The sequence below is a fragment of the Kangiella sp. genome (assembly GCF_048265365.1).
Classification (GTDB): Bacteria; Pseudomonadota; Gammaproteobacteria; order Enterobacterales; family Kangiellaceae; genus Kangiella.
In genome coordinates this window covers 1,098,184-1,119,266 of record NZ_JBLXBT010000001.1, presented here as the reverse complement: position 1 = coordinate 1,119,266, position 21,083 = coordinate 1,098,184, and the positions used below count along the sequence as shown (strand labels likewise).

At 42.2% G+C, this 21,083-nt stretch carries 22 protein-coding genes; 7 read left to right on the top strand and 15 right to left on the bottom strand.

What is annotated here, in order from left to right; translation table 11 throughout:
* Position 1 precedes the first annotated feature (1 nt).
* From ACN0VI_RS05205 to ACN0VI_RS05185, 5 genes are read left to right on the top strand one after another with little or no spacing between them, the layout of a single operon-like run.
* Entirely contained in the window at positions 2-367 is a 366-nt protein-coding gene (locus tag ACN0VI_RS05205) for a Spx/MgsR family RNA polymerase-binding regulatory protein (protein WP_417446005.1), read from the top strand.
* 12 nt (positions 368-379) lie between these two features.
* Complete coding sequence (gene dapE / locus ACN0VI_RS05200; protein WP_331891555.1) at positions 380-1,537, top strand: succinyl-diaminopimelate desuccinylase; 1,158 nt, start codon at positions 380-382, stop codon at positions 1,535-1,537.
* Between the two features lie 20 nt (positions 1,538-1,557).
* On the top strand, positions 1,558-2,262 hold the full coding sequence (locus ACN0VI_RS05195; RefSeq protein WP_417446004.1) for a M15 family metallopeptidase: 705 nt from the start codon (positions 1,558-1,560) through the stop codon (positions 2,260-2,262).
* 39 nt (positions 2,263-2,301) lie between these two features.
* Complete coding sequence (locus ACN0VI_RS05190) at positions 2,302-2,547, top strand: hypothetical protein (protein ID WP_331891552.1); 246 nt, start codon at positions 2,302-2,304, stop codon at positions 2,545-2,547.
* Positions 2,548-2,587: 40 nt separating this feature from the next.
* Positions 2,588-3,982 carry an SLC13 family permease gene (locus ACN0VI_RS05185; protein WP_417446003.1) on the top strand — a complete coding sequence of 465 codons (1,395 nt, stop codon included), beginning with the start codon at positions 2,588-2,590 and terminating at the stop codon, positions 3,980-3,982.
* A 73-nt stretch (positions 3,983-4,055) separates the two neighbouring features.
* Here ACN0VI_RS05185 and ACN0VI_RS05180 read toward each other — a convergent pair whose 3' ends face one another.
* From ACN0VI_RS05180 to ACN0VI_RS05165, 4 genes are read right to left on the bottom strand one after another with little or no spacing between them, the layout of a single operon-like run.
* Entirely contained in the window at positions 4,056-4,796 is a 741-nt protein-coding gene (locus ACN0VI_RS05180) for an enoyl-CoA hydratase (RefSeq protein WP_331891549.1), read from the bottom strand.
* Between the two features lies 1 nt (position 4,797).
* Entirely contained in the window at positions 4,798-5,499 is a 702-nt protein-coding gene (dnaQ, locus tag ACN0VI_RS05175; protein WP_417446002.1) for a DNA polymerase III subunit epsilon, read from the bottom strand.
* 18 nt (positions 5,500-5,517) lie between these two features.
* Entirely contained in the window at positions 5,518-5,967 is a 450-nt protein-coding gene (rnhA, locus tag ACN0VI_RS05170; protein ID WP_417446001.1) for a ribonuclease HI, read from the bottom strand.
* A 4-nt stretch (positions 5,968-5,971) separates the two neighbouring features.
* Entirely contained in the window at positions 5,972-6,682 is a 711-nt protein-coding gene (locus ACN0VI_RS05165) for a methyltransferase domain-containing protein (RefSeq protein WP_331892862.1), read from the bottom strand.
* Positions 6,683-6,757: 75 nt separating this feature from the next.
* Here ACN0VI_RS05165 and gloB point away from each other — a divergent pair, with 75 nt between their 5' ends.
* A complete protein-coding gene (gene gloB, locus ACN0VI_RS05160) occupies positions 6,758-7,588 on the top strand; it encodes a hydroxyacylglutathione hydrolase (RefSeq protein WP_417446000.1) in 831 nt (276 codons plus the stop codon).
* Positions 7,589-7,636: 48 nt separating this feature from the next.
* Positions 7,637-9,148: a LysM peptidoglycan-binding domain-containing protein gene (locus ACN0VI_RS05155; protein WP_417445999.1), complete on the top strand. Its 1,512-nt coding sequence runs from the start codon at positions 7,637-7,639 to the stop codon at positions 9,146-9,148.
* 125 nt (positions 9,149-9,273) lie between these two features.
* Here ACN0VI_RS05155 and ACN0VI_RS05150 read toward each other — a convergent pair whose 3' ends face one another.
* The 11 genes from ACN0VI_RS05150 to ACN0VI_RS05100 form a co-directional block, all read right to left on the bottom strand.
* A complete protein-coding gene (locus ACN0VI_RS05150) occupies positions 9,274-10,518 on the bottom strand; it encodes an ABC transporter permease (RefSeq protein ID WP_417445998.1) in 1,245 nt (414 codons plus the stop codon).
* Between the two features lies 1 nt (position 10,519).
* On the bottom strand, positions 10,520-11,317 hold the full coding sequence (locus ACN0VI_RS05145) for an ATP-binding cassette domain-containing protein (RefSeq protein ID WP_331891900.1): 798 nt from the start codon (positions 11,315-11,317) through the stop codon (positions 10,520-10,522).
* Positions 11,304-12,386 (bottom strand): YcjF family protein, encoded by a 1,083-nt coding sequence (locus ACN0VI_RS05140; protein WP_417445997.1) that lies wholly within the window; start codon positions 12,384-12,386, stop codon positions 11,304-11,306. The genes ACN0VI_RS05145 and ACN0VI_RS05140 overlap by 14 nt, the downstream gene beginning before the upstream one ends.
* A complete protein-coding gene (locus ACN0VI_RS05135; RefSeq protein WP_417445996.1) occupies positions 12,383-13,804 on the bottom strand; it encodes a YcjX family protein in 1,422 nt (473 codons plus the stop codon). Before ACN0VI_RS05135 ends, ACN0VI_RS05140 begins: the two co-directional genes overlap by 4 nt.
* 121 nt (positions 13,805-13,925) lie before the next feature.
* Positions 13,926-15,812, bottom strand: a complete 1,887-nt coding sequence (locus ACN0VI_RS05130) for a hypothetical protein (protein WP_417445995.1) — start codon at positions 15,810-15,812, stop codon at positions 13,926-13,928.
* 34 nt (positions 15,813-15,846) lie between these two features.
* Positions 15,847-17,145, bottom strand: a complete 1,299-nt coding sequence (locus tag ACN0VI_RS05125) for a tetratricopeptide repeat protein (protein ID WP_331891906.1) — start codon at positions 17,143-17,145, stop codon at positions 15,847-15,849.
* A gap of 20 nt (positions 17,146-17,165) precedes the next feature.
* Positions 17,166-17,795, bottom strand: coding sequence for an energy transducer TonB (locus ACN0VI_RS05120; protein ID WP_331891907.1), 630 nt, complete (start codon positions 17,793-17,795; stop codon positions 17,166-17,168).
* A 1-nt stretch (position 17,796) separates the two neighbouring features.
* Positions 17,797-18,198, bottom strand: a complete 402-nt coding sequence (locus tag ACN0VI_RS05115) for a biopolymer transporter ExbD (protein WP_331891909.1) — start codon at positions 18,196-18,198, stop codon at positions 17,797-17,799.
* Between the two features lie 17 nt (positions 18,199-18,215).
* A complete protein-coding gene (locus ACN0VI_RS05110) occupies positions 18,216-18,728 on the bottom strand; it encodes a MotA/TolQ/ExbB proton channel family protein (RefSeq protein ID WP_417445994.1) in 513 nt (170 codons plus the stop codon).
* Positions 18,729-18,737: 9 nt separating this feature from the next.
* Positions 18,738-20,081, bottom strand: coding sequence for a MotA/TolQ/ExbB proton channel family protein (locus ACN0VI_RS05105; protein WP_331891913.1), 1,344 nt, complete (start codon positions 20,079-20,081; stop codon positions 18,738-18,740).
* Positions 20,078-20,854, bottom strand: coding sequence for a DUF3450 domain-containing protein (locus ACN0VI_RS05100; RefSeq protein WP_331891914.1), 777 nt, complete (start codon positions 20,852-20,854; stop codon positions 20,078-20,080). The genes ACN0VI_RS05105 and ACN0VI_RS05100 overlap by 4 nt, the downstream gene beginning before the upstream one ends.
* Positions 20,855-21,083 lie beyond the last annotated feature (229 nt).

Genomic DNA, 21,083 nt, shown 5'->3' with positions numbered 1-21,083 from the left:
TATGAGCAAAGCAGTTACGATCTACGGAATCCCCAATTGCGATACCGTACGAAAAGCGGTTAAATGGTTGGAAGCTAATGACATCAAACATGAGTTCGTGGATTATCGTAAAAACCCTTTGCCACGAAAAGACATCGAAAGTTGGGACAAAGCGATTGGCTGGGAAACTTTTTTAAATAAACGAAGTACTGCCTGGAAACCGCTTGACCAATCGGTCAAAGATAATATCGACCGTGACTCAGCTTTGGATTTAATGCTGGAAAAAGTCACTTTGATTAAACGCCCAGTACTAGTGTTAAAAGACGGCAAAAGTATTGATGTCCATTTAAGCTTTAAGCCCGAGCAGTATCAGGCGATCTTCAACTAACGAGACACCTTCATGAGCGAAACGCTGGCACTCAGTAAAAACTTGATCAATCGTCCATCAGTGACGCCAGAAGATGCTGGCTGTCAGCAAATGATGATGGAGTATCTTCAAGCGCTTGGTTTCAATAACGAAATTATGAACTTTGCAGATACCAGTAATTTCTGGTCTTTGCGTCAAGGTAAAACCGAAGGACCAGTGTTCGTATTTGCCGGACATACCGATGTGGTGCCCGCTGGGCCGTTAGAAAAGTGGAACACTCCACCTTTCGAAGCAACGGAAAAAGATGGCTATCTTTATGGTCGTGGCACTGCAGATATGAAATCCAGCCTGGCCGCCATGCTGGTTGCCACTAAACGTTTCGTTAACGAGTTTCCAGACCATAGTGGCTCAATAGGTTTCTTGATCACTAGCGATGAAGAAGGCCCTTTTATTAATGGCACGGTCAGAGTTGTTGAAGAGTTAATGAAACGTAACCAGCCATTGGACTATTGCGTAGTAGGCGAACCATCCAGCTCGGAAGTCTTTGGTGATGTCATTAAAAACGGACGCCGCGGGTCCTTAACCGGCTTTTTAAACTTAAAAGGCACTCAAGGTCATGTTGCCTATCCGCATCTTGCTGATAACGCCATTCATAAGTCGCTCAAGGCATTAGATGAATTGGCTCATACCGAATGGGACCAAGGCAACGAATTTTTCCCGGCAACCAGTTTTCAGATTGCCATAATCAAAGCTGGTACAGCCGGTAACGTCATCCCAGGTGAAAAGTATGTTGAGTTTAATTTCCGCTACTCCACCGAAACGACTCACGAAGAATTACAGCAAAGAGTCATTGCTATTCTGGATAAATATAACCTTGAGTATGACCTTAACTGGAAGCTTAATGGCAAGCCTTTCTTAACCGACCATGGTCATCTCTTGATCGCAGCGCGCAATGCCATCAAGGCAGTCTGCCAGATTAATACAGCACCATTAACCACCGGTGGAACGTCAGACGGTCGCTTTATCGCTAAAACTGGCGCCGAAATTGTTGAGATTGGGCCTGTAAACAAAACCATTCATCAAATTAATGAATGCGTTAAAATTGAAGACCTCGACAAGCTCACTGAAGTCTACTACCAGATCTTAGTAGAGCTATTGGCGACTCCAAAACACTTTAAGCCACAACCATAAGGCACTCTATGCATTCTTCTATGATGACAGCCGAACAAATTATTGGTCTTAACCAGGATCAACTTTTGCATATTGCCGACAATAGCGAATTGCTTGGACAAAAGTTTCAATGTCATCATGAAGTATTAGTTCCTATTGCTAAACTTATTCGCCGCTCTGAACTTGACGGTATTCCGTTGCGCATTGTTAGCAGCTATCGGTCCTTTGAGCATCAACTAGCTATCTGGAATAAAAAATATTATCAGGAAGTCACGCTTAATTTGCGTGATGGTTCAAGCGTCAACTCACAAGATCTAGATGGGCAGGAAAGAGTTAACGCTATCTTGCATTACTCAGCGTTACCCGGTGCTAGTCGCCATCATTGGGGCACAGATTTCGATGTGTTCGATGCTGGTGCTATCGACATGGGCCATGATGTCGAACTCACTAAGCAAGAGTTTGACAAGGGCGGACCTTGCGGACTGCTTAGCGACTGGCTGGAAGATCATCTCAGCGGGTATCATTTTTTCAAGCCATACGCAGAAGATATTGGTGGCGTAGCCTGCGAACCTTGGCATATCAGTTACAAGCCAGTTGCTGAAAAAGCACTGGAAGAATTTCCATTAGAGTTGTTACGTACCTCATTGGAACAGTCAGAGATTGGGGGTAAACAATTTATCATGCCCAAACTCGACGCCCTGGTGCAGAAGTACGTTATGAGGATCTGCAAAGAGCAATCATTGTAAATAACGTACTTTTCAGGAAATACTTTAAAGAGGTTCAGAATGTTAAAAGCGATAGCCGTAACTTTTCTTATTTTTGCCATATTGTTTGCTGGCATCATTTCATTAAAGCGTTCAGCGAATCTTTGGAGAGTACCTAAAGGCGTCAAAGCGCAACCTTATGAAGACGATGATAACGAAAATGAGAAACAACAGAAAGCTTCAAAGAGTAATAATCAAGGCGAAACTCCTCAATTAGAAGATCAATCCGACTCAAAACAAAAGACTGATTCACAAGAAAAGCATTAAAAGAGATCAGTTCCGCTTAACAAAATGGGGGCGTTAAGCAATGCAACAACACTTACGACATCTAGCTTTATTTTTTGGGCCGATATTCGCAGTTCTGGTCTATGTTCTAATGACGAATGCCGACTTTTCTCACCCAGCTTCAATCACTGCAGCTATTGCTACCCTGTGCGCAGTCTGGTGGATCTTTGAACCTATCCCTATTCCTGCGACTTCGCTAATACCTATTGCCGCCTTCCCAGCCTTTGATGTACTTAGTGCTAAGCAAGTTGCAGAAGCTTATGGTCATTGGCTGATTCTATTACTGATGGGCGGTTTTATTTTATCGACCGCTTTAGAAAAAAGTGGTACTCACAGAAGACTCGCGCTCGGCATGATTAAGTTAGTGGGTTCGCACTCAGAAAAACGAATTGTGCTTGGCTTTATGATCGCCAGTGCCAGCTTGAGTATGTGGATATCCAACACAGCCACAACATTGATGCTATTACCAGTTGCCATGGCAATTGTTCAGTGTGGTCCCGATAATGAAAATACTCGCAAATTTGCCATAGCTTTATTGCTTGGGCTTGGCTACGCCGCCAACATTGGTGGCGTAGGAACGCCGATCGGCACACCACCCAACCTTCTATTTATGAACTTTTATGCGCAAGCAACAGGTGAAGTGATCAGCTTTATTGACTGGATGATTTGGGCGCTACCGATTGTTATTCTGTTTGTTCCTGTTATGTGGCTGTGGTTGACCCGAAAGCTCGAAGCCAATCAAAGCTATGACCTACCGCCAGTCGGCAAATGGCGAGCAGAAGAAAAACGCACTCTGGCAGTGTTCGCAGTAGTTGCTTTTCTGTGGGTGTTCAGAACAGGACCTTTTGGCGGTTGGAGTCAATTATTAGGCCTTACCCACGCCAATGATGCATCAGTTGCACTGCTCGGCGTCATTGCCATGTTTATGATTCCCAATGGTAAGGGTGGTAAGCTTCTGGACTGGGAAACGGCCAATAAAATACCTTGGGGGGTTTTACTCCTGTTTGCAGGTGGTATCGCCATCGCCTCAGCATTCACTGCTTCCGGCTTAAGTGAAATACTCGGTAACTCTATGGGCTTTTTGACCGACTTACCTCCAGTATTATTAATCGTTTCAATCTGCCTGATCGTCACCTTCATCACCGAGCTAACCAGCAATACGGCCACAGCAGCACTGCTGATGCCTATTCTCGCTGCAGCAGGGGTTGCCGCTAATATGGATCCGGCTATATTAATGTTCCCAGCAGCTATCAGCGCCAGCTGTGCCTTTATGTTACCGGTTGCGACAGGACCGAATGCCGTTATATTCTCCAGTAACAAGCTATCTGTTGAAATGATGGTGCGAAATGGCTTTATTATGAATTTGGCTGGTGCCGCTATTATTACTTTAGTGGTTTATTTCATGGTCGGGCATTAAAATTACTTAAACTGATGTCACTCATAAAAAAACGGACACTATGTCCGTTTTTTTACCAATACAGATAGCAATCTTATTTTTCTAAGAACTTTTTGAAAATCGCTTTTGCTTCATCGCTTTTAAGCAGTTCTGAAAAATTTCGTGCTTCACGCTCAATCGCCTGCCCAACCATGTCTGCATTAGAACGTATCAATTGGCGACTCATCTGCATTGCCTGTGCTGGTTTCTTGGCGAGGATTTCAGCTTTTTCCTGAGCAAACTGCCAATAGTTATCAGCATCAATAATATCGTTGATGATGCCCCATTCTTTTGCTTTTGCGGCATCAAATGGTTCTGCTAACAATAACAGTTCAGCAGCTCGTACGTAGCCTATTTGACGAGGTAACAAATAACTGGAACCTGCCTCTGGACATAACCCTAAATCAATAAAAGGTAAGCTAAAATAGGTTTGCTCGGTAGCGTAAACCAGATCACAATGAAGTAATAGGGTGGTCCCAATACCGACTGCTGGGCCGGAAACAGCCGCCACAATTGGTTTGTTAAAACTGTACAACGCTTTTAAAAAAGACAGTACTGGGCTACCACTTTCTAAAACAGGTTGTTGTAAGAAGTCTGCAATATCATTGCCAGCACAGAAGCAATCTTTGGCTCCTTTGAAAAGCACTACATGAATATTGGAATTACTTTTAGCTGATATAAACTCTTTAGTCAGTGCCGTGTACATATCGGACGTTAAGGCGTTCTTTTTACTAACACGGTTTAGCTCAATATGCAGGACTTTATTCTCAATATAACTGGATACAAATTCTGACATTCTACCCTTCCTGTTGATTCCAGATGGCATCATTCAACGATGATAGTTTTTTCTGATGTTCAGTGGCTTCGTACTCACTTGCTTTAATTACTTTCAGTGGTTGTCGGTTTGCAGAAATTCGACGAACCGTAGTTTCTGTTGTTTGTTGATTGGCTGCGTTCTGTCGTCCCAGGGTCAAACTGGTTTGCCCACCGGTCATACGCAAATAAACATCAGCTAAGATTTCCGAATCGAGCAAAGCGCCGTGTAATTCACGATGACTGTTATCAATTTCATAACGCTTACAGAGCGCATCGAGGCTGTTGCGTTGGCCAGGATGCATCTGTCTGGCTAAAACAAGAGTATCAAGCACGCTACAGTAATCGGAAAGCTTGCCCTTATTGGTATCAAGTAAACTTAATTCATGATCAAGAAAGCCCACGTCAAATGGCGCATTATGGATAACCAGTTCAGCGCCTTCTATAAACTCCAGAAACTCATCGACAACGTCTACAAATCTTGGTTTGTCTTCCAGAAACTCATTGGTGATACCATGCACCTCCATCGCACCCTGATCAATCTCACGATCCGGTTGCAGATATTGGTGATAGTGATTACCGGTAAACTTTCGATTAACAAGCTCTACACAACCAATTTCGATGATTCTATGACCATCGTATGGTTCAAGACCTGTGGTTTCTGTATCTAATACAATTTGTCTCATGTGATTATGGTTCTCGATTTATACGCCAGAGGACTGCAATACTTTCTCAACACCTTTATTGGCCAACTCATCAGCAATATCGTTTTCGGCGTGACCGCTATGCCCTTTTACCCAGTGCCAGGTGACATTGTGCCTGGCTACCTGCTGATCGAGCTGTTGCCATAAATCCTGATTTTTAACCGGTTTTCTGTTCGCTGTTTTCCAGCCCTTTGCTTTCCAGTTTTCCAACCATTGGTTAATGCCGTTTTTAACATAAACCGAGTCTGTGGTCAGATCGACCTGGCACTTACCCTTTAAAGCTTTTAAGGCTTCGATAGCGGCCATCAATTCCATACGATTATTGGTGGTATTCAACTCACCACCAAATAAATGCTTCTCATGTTTACCGTATCTTAATAAAGCTCCCCAGCCACCCGGGCCAGGGTTGCCTTTACAGGCACCATCAGTATAAATTTCAATTTTCTTCACAAGCTCATTCTTCTAGTTGTTTGGTTGATATATTAGCCAGGTTACCTGCCATAGCCACTGACATTTTTTCTTCCAGTGGTCGAATAGGCGTCATAGTTGAAACTTTTTTCTGCAGCTTGACCATGTAAGCAATCGGCGCTGAAAGCCAAGCTCTGTTCATCTCACTCTTCCTTTGGAAGTTTTTAAAACCTCGCCACCAGGGGCAGCCAATAGTTTCCACCTCCAGAACCTTAAAGCCGAGTAAATTAAACCAGTCAGTATAGCGGCTCAAAGTGAGTCGATGCACCGGCAAATTTCGTCGCTTTGGTGCAAGTCGCAACTTACCCTGCCAATACCAGGGATTATCAGGTGCATAGATTAAGGCATATAAATAACCCTGAGGTGCCAAACTGCGATGAATCTCCCCTAACAGAACACTGGGGTTCGCGGTGTATTCTAAAGCATGACTAATCGCCACACTTTGCAGGGAATCGGTCATAAATGGCAATTGCTCAGGATCGGCTTCAACACAATGCTTCAGGCTTTTACCCAGGCGAATCTCATACTCAAACCCCTGATCCGGCAGGCTTAAACATTGTGTCAGACTGTCCAGCGTCAGCAAGTAACCGCCCTGGTAATCTTCAAAATGGTCTTGCAACCATTCCTGCCAGATATATCGAATACGATTGCCTGCGGGTAATTCCGGCCAACTGAGTTCAGACAGTTTCTTGGTCATCGTTTTCTCGTCTTCCTAAAAGAAGCATTGTACGGCAGGTTGCCAGCCAATAGTGGGTTATGTACATTAGAAGCCATGCTAACCCGACAATTGGACTCAAGCAAGCCAGTGCGTATTATTCCTTTAAAAGCCTTTAGCGATAACTATATCTGGGTTATTTTCTCGCCCGAGGGAAGCAAAGTAGCTGTTGTTGACCCCGGCGATAGCCGCCCCGTTATTGAATTCCTTGAAGAAAATAACCTTGTTTTAGACAGCATATTAGTCACCCATTACCACAATGATCATATTGGTGGTGTGCAGGCACTCAAAAATCGTTATCACTGCCATGTGTATGCCTCCAGGCACGACCAACTCAGTTTTACCGATACTGAGCTTGATGAGGGCGATACTATTAGTCTGTTTGATGATAGCTACCAGTTTTCCATCCTTCACCTGCCCGGCCATACCATGGGGCATATTGGCTATTTTTGTCAAAACCTGTCTGGTCATGACTTAAAGAGCCATAGCTTGGTGTTCTGTGGCGATACCCTGTTCCGGGCAGGCTGTGGACGCATGTTCGAAGGTACACCGGATATCTTTCACCATTCTCTGCAAAAGCTGGCACAACTGCCTCCGAACACGCTGGTTTACTGTACCCACGAATACACTTTAGCCAATATTGCCTTTGCTAAAACGGTAGAGCCGGATAATGCAGACTTATTAGAGCTGGAAGAGAATTGCCAGAAATTACGCGAGCAGGATCTGGAAACACTGCCCTCCACTATCGACAGCGAACTCAAAACCAATCCATTTTTGCGGTGCACAGAGTCAACCGTGATTCAAAGCGCAGAACGAGCACAGAATAAAAGTCTCTCTGATCCAGTGGAAACTTTTGCTACAATCAGACAACTAAAAGATAATTTTTAATAAATAATAATGCCTATGAAGCGCTTGCTATTGATAAGTTGTTTGGGTTTGACTGCCTGTAGTTCTCTTGTAAAACAAGAGGATACAGTAGTTGATCGCCGTTTCGATGATCAGAAAACTGCCGAAGATGGTGCTCCGCTACCCGCCCCAGAGCTGGATAGCGAGAACCCTTTACTGTTAACAGATCCCAACGAAATCCCTTTTGTCCCCAATTTGTGGGAGCATTTAGCGACCCAGCAAACATTCGCTAATATTAACCACCCCCGTATTGAAACCTTTAAGAAACAATACCTTAAAAGTCCGCATCTATTATTAAAACGTGCCGATAAAGCTGCTCCATATCTTTATTACATCATTACCGAGTTGGAAAATCGTAATATGCCGGTTGAGCTGGCATTTACCCCGATGGTAGAAAGTAATTTTGATCCATTGGCTCACTCAGTGGTGCAAGCCGCGGGGATGTGGCAATTCATGCCTAAAACCGCGAAAGGTTTTGGTATCACCATTGATGAGTGGTACGACGGTCGTCGCGACATTGTCGCTTCTACTCATGCTGCGCTTGATTACTATCAGTATCTGAACAAGATGTTTGATGGTGACTGGCTACTGACAGTCGCGGCTTATAATGTCGGACCTGGCAATGTCAGAAAAGCGATTCATAGAAATAAGAGCCAAGGTAAAGCCACTGATTACTGGTCTTTGCAATTACCCAAAGAAACCATGCGCCATATTCCAAAGTGGTTAGCACTTTCCGATATATTCTTGAACGCCCCTCAATATCAGGTAGATTTACCATTAATTGATAATCAGCCTGCATTTGTTGAAGTGGAAGTTGATGCGCCTGCAAACTTAATGGAGCTTGCCAAAATAGCTCAAATCGATAAGGACACTTTTTATCGGTTGAATCCAGCATACAATCGCCTGTTTGTTCCAGACCATCATAAAAATGCGACGATTCTGGTTCCTGCAGAAACAGTTGATCATTTTAATCAAGGGCTACTCGAAATTGATCCTAAACAATTAATGGCATCCGTAAGCTACAAAGTTAAGTCAGGGGACAATCTTGGCGTAATTGCTAAACGCCATAACACTACGGTGAAAACCATTAAGCAATTGAATAGCCTTAAGTCTGACTTCTTAAAGATTGGTCAGGAACTTAAGATGCCGGGCATTATTAACGCCACAGAATATGAGAAGAACTTCTTTGCCACCCTCAGCAAAAATCAACAACGCCGTCGTTACCAAGTATATAAAGTTCGATCGGGAGACAGCTTGTGGACCATTGCGAAACGTTTTGGTGTTAGCACCAAGCAACTGGCTAATTGGAATGGCATCGCCCACAACAGCACTATTCGAATTGGCCAACAATTGAAAGTTTGGCCTCGCGGCTATGCAAATTACGCTTCCAACAAAACAACTTATCAAGTGAAAAGTGGCGACTCTTTATACACCATCGCCAGACGCTTTAATGTTAAAGTCAGCGATTTGAATAAATGGAATGGCTTGAAAAATTCATCCCTTATCAAGCCAGGACAGACACTTACCATTTATAGTAAGTAATCGCTGAATCACTAGTAATAAAAAAAGGGGCAAAAGCCCCTTTTTTTATTTGTGTAACATTCTCAAAATATAAGGAAAATGCTGTCTAAGTACTCTCTAACTACTATCTAATAGATAGTTAGCTATTAACTTCTAAACAATACCTTTTCTTTCTTGAAGAATACCGTGGTCCAGTACAGTAGTCCTCCAGCCAATACTGCAGTAGAAACCAGCAGTATTGTAATCAGACCATAGTCTACCGTTCCTTTGATCAAGTCCTTCATAGCTAAAGCAACATTGGTCACCGGTATCATGGCTGTTTTAACATTCAGCTCCATTCCAGGCACAAAAGCGACAATGACCGGCATGAAACCAATCATAAAGATCGGTGACATATAAGCCTGTGCTTCTTTCATGTTTTTAGCATAGATCGAGGCACTCAACATAATCGAAGCAAAGATACTGGTTAGTGGCACCAACAGCACAGCAATCAATAATAGATCTAAGCCAGAGATATTGGATAAGAAGTCCAAACCACCACCAGATTGTTTTCCGGTCAAACTATCCGCATCTGCCGCAACTCCGGAGGGTTCAAAGGCAAAAGTAAATATCCAGACCCAGAACAGATAACTGAGCAAGGTGACTATCACCGTAAAGAAACTGGCGGTGAAGATAACCCCGAACTTAGCCATCACAATTTGACCTTTGGACATCGGCGTTAGTAAGAGCGTTTCTAGCGTGCCGCGCTCTTTCTCCCCGACACCAAGCTCAAGTGCTGGATACATAGCACCCGACACTGCCAGAGCAATCAACAAGTAAGCCAGCATAGGTCCTGCAAACTCACCAACTTTCTCTCGTTCGGAAGCAAAGTTGTTTTCCTCGATCAGGATCGGTTTATTGAAGGCTTTAACATTATCCGTAGTTAGATTGAAATTGCGACCCAGCTCCATTCGTTGGGTATTATTGAAAGCATCGACCACATCATCAACCCTTTTACCCAAGATGTTGTCCAACCTGGTCGACTCTTTTGAATAGACCTTTAATACCTCTTGCTTTTGTGAACTTGATGGTAGTGCTACGCCTTCAGGAACCTCAAAAATATAATCTACTTTTTTATCTAAGATCGCTGACTCATAGTCATTGGATTCAAGTTCGACTTTAATAAAACCTTTTTCGCGGGTAAATAAATCAGCAAAACCTGGAAGCACTTCGCTATTTACAAATGCCACTTTAATTTCTTTGTTTTCTGCTTCTTCTGTTTTAGTTGCAGTAAACTTACCAATCGCAAAGAATAGAACTGGGAAAATTAAAGTCGGTAGTAAAATTGAAAATATGAGTGTTTTTTTATCGCGTAAAATTTCTAGCAATTCTTTTTTGTATACTAACCACATCTCAAGCCACCTCTTTATTATTATTTACACTGGCCAGGAAAGCATCGTACAAACTGCCTGATGCCGTACTTGCCGCAAATTCTTTTGTTGGGCCAAAGAATTTTGTTTCACCCAAATCAATCAAACAAACTCTGTCACATAACTTCTCAACTTCATGCAAATGATGGGTCGAAAATATCACCGCCATTTCGCTGCCTTTGTAACTATCAATAAAGTCGAGCACCGTTTTAGCTGAGATTACATCCAGACCAGTTGTTGGCTCATCAAAAACCAGAACTTTCGGCTCATGAATGACGGCTCTTGCAATCGAAGCCCGTTGCATCATACCGGTAGATAAATCATCAGCCCGCTTGCCAGCAAAAGAATGCATATCCAGCATGGTGAAAATCTTTTCAATGCGCTCATCGATTTGTTGCCGCGATAAACCGTGCATACGTCCAAAGTAGGCGACATTTTCTCTAACACTTAAGCGGTGATAAAGCCCTGTTTTACCTGACAGGAAGCCAATCTGCTTCTGCGCATACCGCGGTTCTTTGGTCACGTCATGTCCATTAATCAAAATTTGGCCGGCAGTTGGCTGAATAGCCGTTGACAGCATGCGTAATGTCGTCGTTTTGCCGGCTCCGTTAGGCCCCAACAATCCAAGCACTTCTCCAGCATTGCAATTAAAGGACACATTTTTTACTGCATGAAAAACCCCATCACCTTCGCGAGGATCGGTTATCGTTGTTCCTTTCTTCTTCTTTGCTTCTTTTTTATCGTAGGCAAAGGTCTTAGCGAGGTCTTTAATCTCTATCATGTTGCTCCCCTTGTGATTTAATAGCGTCCTGTGACGGCTCGCTTTTCTTTAGAATAGTTGTAATCTTGCTGTATAAAGATTTTCGAATGTAACTAAGTTTAGGCTTATTGTCATTAGTAAACTCCACCGGGCGACATAACTTCATGGTTTGGATGCCCATCCGCGCAATCAATAAACCAACTCCGATACCTTGTGCAACCTTGGTGGATACCGTTGCAGTGAGGCTTTTACCCAATAGCTCAGCTCCAGCATCGGCGAGCATATCACTGGCACCGGCCAGCATCATATTGGTCATTACCTGTTTGGTGAGGCCAAGTCGCCCCAGAGTTGTCTGTGGGCAACCATAGATGCGCGATACTTCTTGTAGCATCTTGCTGCTGCGCCAAGCCACTAAAGCCATGTCAGCAGCCGCTAGCGGGCTTAATGCGACCATAACGGCCGATTCAGTAGCATGCTTACTGATAGCCTGCAAAGCCAGCTCGTCCAGCCCATCTAATACAGTTTGCGAGTAAATCTGGATTAGCTCTCGATCATTATGCACCTGCTGCTTCTGGCTGCTATACACCGACATAGGACCAGAGATATCGAGATGCTGTCTGATTTCACCATTCACCTCATCAATAACCTTCTGCCCCTCGCCGTAAGTATTCTCGGCTAACAATTGGTTAAAGACCTGCTGTTTATCTTTACGACGCTTCAATTTACGACGGCTTATCCAGCCTTTTATCAGTCCGACCGCCCCACTGACCAAAGCCAGGCCAGCAACTGCTGTTGCCACACCACCAAGCACGACATTAAAAGTAAACAGGTTTTCTATAAACAGATAACTTTCATAAATAGCAGCCCCAGCAACAAATGTAAAAAGTGATGGCCAAAACAGTTTTCGCAGACTCTTCTTGGGACTCTTAGCGAGTAGCCTTGGCTTTGAACTCGCAGACAGGGATCGTCGGCCATCGTTAGCTTCGCTGACTATTGATTTATTTCCCTGATAATCAAATAGCTGCTCGTCAACTTTTTCAACGCTGACATTGTTTTTTTTAATGCTAATTTTGACTGGTTTATCGTTCATCGGAATTTATCTCCAATTAAAAACTGCAAAACTTTATCCATCCGGATATGGGGCAAGATGCCATTTGTTAAATTGTCTGGTACGGCAAAATTGATAAAGTCATACTGATGCTCCTGCCAGTCATTTCTTGTTATGAGCTGTTCAGCAAGCTTTCCAGGATAGTTAATCACCTCTTCTCCTGATTCCAGCTCAATGCCTTTAACGCACATCAACTTCTGCCCTTGATGTTCCGCCATAACCGCCTCAGTGACTTTCACTGAGCTAATGACCATAGTCTCCAAATCAATGCCTTCATACTGAATATCATTTCTAGCTTCCTGTAGCATGTCTTGCAAGAAAGCCTCTAAAGGACGATGTTGTTCGGGAGGCACATGATCTGCTTTGGTGGCTGCAATTAATAGTTTATCGATTGAGGGGTTGAACATACGTTTTAGCCAATTGGACTGCCCATAGTGGAAGCTTTTCAACAACTCTATCAAGGTAAACTGCATATTACAGTAGTTTTGGTAGCCGCCATTTAGCACCTCAAGACAATCAACCAACAAGATTTGGCGATCAACTTTCTCAAAGTATTCCTTAAAAAATGGCTGGACGATTTGTTTCTTATAATAGTTGTATCGTTTTTCTAAGGTTTTAATTAAGCTATCTTGAGCCAGAGAGTCCCAGTCAGAATGTAAAATGTCTGAGTCAGTAACCGGGAAAAAATCGAGCACAGGTGCACCCTCGAGCTCGCCCGGCAATATAAAACGTCCAGGCTGTAGCAAATTATAGGTGTGGTCCTTACTGAAATTATTTTTGACGAAGGTTTTATATCCGTTGGAGACTTCAGTGATTTGCTCATCAGATAAAGGTTGCTGATAAATAAGTTGTCCTGATTGCTCTTGCCAGTCAGCGATTGAGTCAGAGCGGTTCTGTTTTATCAACTCAAGACATTGAGATGACCACTCCTTGTAGGAAAGCCTTAATAAAGGTAAGTCCAGTAACCATTCCCCAGGATAATCGATGATATCAATCGTTAGGTGGCTTTGTTTCTGAACTTTTCTTAGCCACTCATTCTTTATCTTATAGCGAACATCAAGTTGTGCTTGTGAAATACCGGTAGTTGAAGGTGGCCACTCTGGTTGCTCTTTAACTAAGTAACTAACGGACTGCTTGTATTTAAACTCGGGGATATGCAGCTCATCATATGAGCTAACTTTACTTGCTAAGAGTCGTCCATCTTTGGCTGGTTTAAAGAAAGGTAACTGGTCATTATCAGTGACGTGTAGCAACTGATTCATAAAAGAGGTGATAAAAGCAGTCTTACCGGCTTTACTCAAACCTGTAACCGCAATTCTTACACGCTTATCGATACCACGCTCAACAAGATGCTCAGCAGTATCAACTAGACGTTTTAATGTACTTTTATTCGTACTCATAGGCCTGATAAGTGATTTTTAACTCATTATAGGGAATAGAAGGAGTAAAGTTTATAACGAATCGTAAACAGATATGTCGAGACTGCTAAAGCTATAGTGCGAGAAACCGTATTACAGGTGACTAATTGTGTATGAAATTAGTCACCTTATCCCTAAACTCCTTGCTCAAATCCTGCCCAGATGAAATATTAAGGTGAGTATGGGTTAACGTATTACTTAAATATGACTGATACTGCTCAAAGCTAAGAGAGTTTAATTTTTCCAATAGTAATGACTGCGGATTGTCGATATCAAATAACATAGAAACTCGTTGATAAGACTGATGCTCTGGTTCTAATAAACGCAAGTTTGTCTGCAGACTGCTTTTAAATGCAACAAAGTCATCTCTTGATAATTCTTTTGCAAGCTCTTCTATTTGCTCTAAAGCAACCAAAAAATATTCTTCTATTTCTGCTCTGTCGGTTGAATCAAAGCCCATATAAATGGAAGAGCCTTTAAATTGGCTGTAGTCAAAGTCTGAGATAGATGTCCGAACCAATGTATTTGATTTCGATAGATTGGCTTGAGGAATGTTGTAAGCGAGCTGATTAATTAGAATAAAGTATAAAAGCTCCGACTCTGACCAGCCTTCTCCACCCGGCAATGTTTTGAGCTTAATCTCGAGTAAATTGTGCCCTGATTCTGCTTTGTACGAGCTCACTAAATCGTTATTAGTGCGGAGAGAGCCAATATTTGCCTTTACCACCGGTAGCTGTGATATCAGTCTAAAACTTTCATCGTAAGCTTCAAGTAAATAGCCGCCAGACAAAGAAACAGACAAGTTCTCTTGAGCTATATCCTTAGCAGTCGACAAAGGTATAAATAATACTTTATTAAGCTCATCAATAACGGTTGTTTCATTGCTTGCAGAATACTTTATTGCAAATACATGTGTATCCGCAGACTTGGTATAGTTGATGTAAGGAATGGCGGCAAGACTTTGACAGTTTAGCTGCAGGCAAGCAGTTCCACTGTTCACAATCAGATCGAACTGAATTGTGGTAGTACGGGAAAGTGCCATTCTAGACTTGGCTTTCATGTCAGAAGGGATTTGATAAGTCGTATCAATTGAATTGACATTGACTACAGGGTTATCACCGTTTGGCGTACTCAATAGATTTTTGTATTGGTATGCCAGTATATTGTCTATCCCTATATTAGGTATATTGACATAGAAGCTTTGCGATTGCTCAATTCTGGATTCTGCTTTAAAAGAACTAATATACAACAAGAAACTATCTGGCGACTCAACCGCTAGCTGTATCTTCGCATACAACTCATCACGCAAGTTAGCAACATCTTTATCAGTAAGAGATGACTTAGGGTAAAAATCGTTACAGGACATTGAGCCTTGATAGTAATTAAAGGACACATGATTTACAGAACCGAAATCACAATTTAATAAGGCAGTTGTTAAAGCTAGCCGCCAGTCAGGTTTCTCCTGATTAACTACTTGAGAATCCAACTTAGGAAGAAGTTGTTGATAACGGTAGCTGACAGGCTCTTCTAGCTCTCCTTCGCCTGTTTCAAACCTTACATTTGATGACTTAAAAGAACGATTTATACTACCCAGCAATCGTTGTTGATTAATTTCACCAAAAACGATCAATTCCAGGTCGATAAAAGACTTCCCAGAAAACTGCGATATAAATTGATTAATGACTAACTCTGTTTGACCTCTTGGGAATTTAACCAATGCAACACTGGTAGAATCAATTCCCAGCACACCTACCTGATATCCTGCTCTTGTCAGGCTCAATTTATAATCTGCAAAGTCGCTGGTTAACAGATTTAAACTTCGGCCCTTAACTAACAGATAATTATGTGCCGAACCTGCATGAATTAATTGGACATTGAGGCCTTCAGTTATTGATTCATAAAGCGATGATTTAATAGATGTATAATAATCAACAGCCGTAGCCGTGACACAGCTTATACTTAATAAAAGGAATAATAATAATTTAGACATAAAAAAAGGCCTCATAAGAGGCCTTTATAAAGGATTAGTCGTTCAAAGCCAACTCTTTTTTCATACTCTCAATCTGGTTGATATAGCTTATATACGCAGCGGCATTTTTAGAAACATTTCTGTAATTGGTAGCCTGTTGAAGGGCATTAACTGCCTGTTCTGGCTGACCTAAACGTTGGTAGGCGACACCCATTTGCAGATAAGCATACCCTGCATCACCATCTCTTAAATTGCCTTTTCTGATAGCTGTGCGAAAAGCGTCTATAGCCTTACTATATTCTTCATCAGTAAAATATATATAAGCAATCTCGTAATCATACTTACCACTACTAGTATAGTTAGCGGCTTTTTTGTAAGCCGATATAGCTTTATTACTTACTTTGGCATATTTGTAACTATTAGCAATATTGCGCCAAATATCTTCATCTGCCTCTACAATACCTTTATTAACGCCTTCTTCTAATCGCTCAGCTGCGAGGAGAGGAATTTGGTTGTTTGAGTATAAAGCTGACAATTGTTTGTAGTTAGTCTCTGTATCCCACATACCATTCATGTAGGCCAACTCAGCAAGTGCGAGCATGTCGGCAGTTTTTCCGCGCTGACTCAACACCGCAAACAAGTTGTTGTAAACAGACTTATCACTAGGGAAAAACTCTACCATTTCGCGTCCAACAACCTCAGCACCTGGCAGATCTTTCAATTCAATATGAGCAGCGAATAACATGCTATACAATGGCTTGGTAGATTTGCTACCTTCTTGAAGAGCTAAATAAGCAGGACAGATGCTGGAACGAAAATCTTGGTTCTGATAAAACAAGCTTGCGTATTGTGCATATGAGGAAGCTGGTGGGTTTATAACCTCATCAAAATATTCCTTCATCCAACGTAATGCTGCACCGTAATTTTCTTGAACAGCATCAATGTTAGCTAAAGCAAGCCTAAGATTAACTTCGTTTTGTTTACCTAAAACACCGGTTTGCATCGCACGGATAAACTCTCGTTTTGCAGCAGCATATTGCGACTGTTCTCGATAATTTAAGCCTAACAGGTAAATTGCACGACCTTTGGCTGCTCTATCACCTGAATCAGCAATCAACTCCTGCAATATGGTAATTGACTCCGCATACTTAGCGTCTGCATATGCTTCATTTGCGGCAGTAATTTTTTTGTAAGCTGATTCGGAAGTGATTGTCGGAACTTTCTCCTCATCGTACTCGCCTTGTTTTGGCGCAAGCAACTTACAAGAGCTAGTATATTTGGTCTGTGGCAAGGCATTTGCCACAGTTCCAAATGTTAAAGCGATGACTCCGACAATATATGAAATTTTAGTCATAATTCTTTGTTTACTCAGAGTTAGTTATCAAGCTGGAAGTCAAGCTTATACTTCATATCACGCTGATGGATCGGCTGTCCATTAACGATACGCGGCTTAAATTTCCATTTACGAATTGCTCTTAAAGCTTCACGACGAAACATGCCTCTGGGATTTTCATCTATCACATTAATATTTGACGGTGACCCATCAGGTGCAATATCAAACTGAAATGTAACATAGCCTTCTATGCCTTCTAGGGCAGCTTTTTGTGGATACTCAGGAGGAACTGTCACTAAAGGAATTGCCTCACCGTCACCCATACCAGAGAAGTCTGTAGAGCCCAGGCCTCCAATGAAAATACCACCGCCATCCATCGTTGCATCGATATTATCTATTCGAATATCAACTAAGGCTGTAACAACCTTCTGTTGCTGTGGAACGTCCTGCTGCTGCGGAGGAGGAGGCTCTTTTGGTGGTGGTGGTTTTTTTGGAGGAGTACGCTCTTTACGCTGAACGTCTTTTTCTTCTTCAATAAAGCCAATATCCACATTAACATTTTCTCGGTCTCTATCTTGATCGCCTGCCGTATCAATCAAGGCATTCATCAACAAGAAAATGCCGAGAACTATGCCAAATGCTAAAAGTGCACTTAAAAATGTTCTTGCCATATTATTCAACCCTTTCCGTTGCTACAGATACATTTGCACCGGAATTTTTCGCAATATCTAAGACTTCCAACACTAATCCAGCTCGAGCTTTCTTGTCTGCCTGGATAACCACTTCACCTTCAATGTTTTCCGTTCTTAGAGACTGTATTTTTGCCTTGATTTCAGACGGTTGAAGCATATCTTTATCGATAAAGATTTGGTTTTTATCGTCAATAGCCACGAAAATATAGGCATTCTTGCGCTCTTCAGCGGAGAGCGCTGACGGCTTATCGACGTCTACACCCGCCTGCTTTACGAACACAGTTGTTACAATAAAGAAGATCAGCATGATAAACACGATGTCTAACATCGGAGTCATATCAATTTCTACATCTTCCTGTTTCTTTCGAGTCTGAATAGCCATTAAGGTTCACCAAATTTCTAGTGATGTGGAAGATTATCGGCTAATTGATGTGATTTCATATAGGCTGTTTGCTCAAGTCTGCTACTAAAGAAAATCCCTGATAATGCTGAAACCATCCCAGCCATTGTCGGAATTGTAGCCTTAAAAATGCCGCCAGCCATTTGACGAGCACTGCCAGACCCTTGGCCTGACATACTCTCAAACACATCAATCATACCGGTCACGGTACCTAACAAACCAAGCAGTGGACAAATAGCAATCAAAGTCTTAATCAACAACATGCGCTGATTAAGTGCTTCTCGGGCAATTGAAACCCAAGTTTCTCTGATTCTATGAGCTTGCCATGACTTAGTATCCTCACGAGCATTCCATTGGGCTATCATCATTCTAGCTTCTTTTGGAAATTGCCCGTAAATGTACCAGTACCTTTCGATAATCAAGGTCCACATTAAGAAGAGAACGAGTCCTATCCACCATAGGACCCACCCACCTTTATCAATAAAACCAAGTATCGTATAGATTAATTCCATAAGAATTACCTAGCTGTTGCTTTCTTCGTGTTGAGCCATCAAGCCAGTGCTTTGCTCTTCAAGAACGTGAATGATGCTCTTACTCTTACCAGCAACTACAGCATGTAAGAATGTCAATGGAATTGCTGCTAATAGACCCCAAACTGTTGTTACCAATGCCTGAGAAATACCGTCCGCCATTGTTTTCGGGTCACCTGTACCGTATAGGGTAATAGACTGGAATACTTCAATCATACCTACAACTGTACCCAATAGACCAAGTAATGGACCAAGAGCTGCAATCACTTTAATAAGATTAACACCGCGCTCAATTCTTGGTGTTTCTTTAAGAACTGCTTCATCAAGCTTTAATTCTAAGTTCTCGACATCTTCATTACGGTTTGCTTGGTAAACCTTCATGATACGACCCAATGGGTTATTACCTGGCGTAGATGACTTCTTCTGAGAGTGAACTTTAGGACCAGTGACAAAGTAAAGAGTGAATATACGCTCAAAGGCAATTAATAGACCTATTACCAATAGGACCATAACTGTTTTACCAGCAAAACCACTGAATTCCCATAAGCGGTCAACCAAGCTCATCTTTTGCTTTTCTAACTGTAAAATAGCGCCTTTACTTGGATCAAGGAACAAACCTGCATAACCTGAGTTAGTAGAAGAAAACTCTTCAACTTGGTTCAATACACGAGAATCAGGTTGAACTTGTAGAGTTTTAATAACACCTCTATCAAAGAACAGATACTCACCGCCTGATATCAAGTTGAATGTACCAACTCGCGTAACTGTTTGTTGCTCAGAGCGACCGCTTTCATTTACTACGTCAGCAGTAAAAGTGGCTGTTTCACCCTGCTCTGACATTTCTTGCAACATTAATACCCAGAAAGCTCGTAGCTGTTCCATTTTTGGCAGCGAGTCGGCTTCTGTTAAACGGTTCAACAACGCATTACGACCTGGATATTGCGCGCTTACAAGCGATGTACCAATATCACCTGTCAAACTGTTCGCCGCCTGACGGACAACACCAAACAACTCACCCAAGTTACCTTGTTTGATTCGCAAATCTTCTGCGATCTGAGTCAATTGCTTTTCATTTTCGTCGAATTGCTCTTTTAAGCGTTCACTTTTAGCTTCTTCCTCAGCTAAACGTCTTCTGGCATCAGCTAATAGCTGATCTTGACGGCTACGCTGCGAACGAAACTGCTGAACTCGCTGTTCATTTAGCTGCTCTTGAATACGTTCTTTATCACGCACCTTCTTCAACAGGTCAGCGTGTGACAAACTCTCTGCTGCATTAGACGCAACAGATGCTAGCGCGAAGACGCCAGCTAATGTGATAGCTAGAATATTTCTCATTGTGCTGCCTCCGCTACAGGAACTGGGACTTTAAATAGAACTGGCTGTGAGATTCCACGAGAAAATTTAACAGCGTTATTTACTGAGTCCAAGAACTCATCAGGAAGAACTTCCCATTTACGCTCTAATTTATTCCAGTATGCACCACTTTTACCGTCTAGCGTCAGGTATACGTAGGTCAATCGACCAACACGTAAGAATTCAACTTCTAAAACCTCACCATTGGCATCAATCTTACCTGTGTCTACCGACACAGCGTTACCATATTGCATTTCAATCTGGTAAGCCTCTAAGATTTTACGATACTTTTCAGAGACCGATACGTTCGCATCGTCCATCAAAGCATATAGGTTTTCAACACGACTTTGACGAGCATCAATATTGAAAGGAGTGTCTAGTTGAACAAACTCATCTAGAGTTGTGATCATCTCTTCCATCAATGGTAAAACACCTTTCTCAGTTTCATCGATGCTTTCCATTTCTTGTACGCTATCAACAATTTGCTTTTCCTGGCTAGCGATCTGCTTTTCAAGTTGAGCATTGTAGATACGTAGTTGATCAACGCGCTGCAAAGTATTGCGATACTCAAGAGATAAATCAGTTGTCTCTTCAGCCAACTTATTTACTGTTGATTGAGTAGCGGCAGCAGCGCGATCTATACGCTTCTCAAGGTTCATTGATGACTCAAATTGACCAGCGGCAAATGCACTGCCCATGACAGCGGTTGCCATAATGGCCACGGCTGTTTTCTTCAAAAATAGTTGTTTTTTCATAAACTTACCCAAATTTCTGTTCAGAAATCTTTGCTTTTGATTGCCAATGCTTTTGAAAACTAGAGCTTTCAGACAAAAAAATCAAGTCATTTATTGCCAGGTGAAAGCCTTAATTTTAAAAGCATTAACGCCAGCCTTACGGCCTAAACTAGTGGAGAAAGAGGCCAACTATAAAGACAAAGCCGGAAAGGGTCAACAAATGTCTCGGGCTAATTAACAATTCGTTATG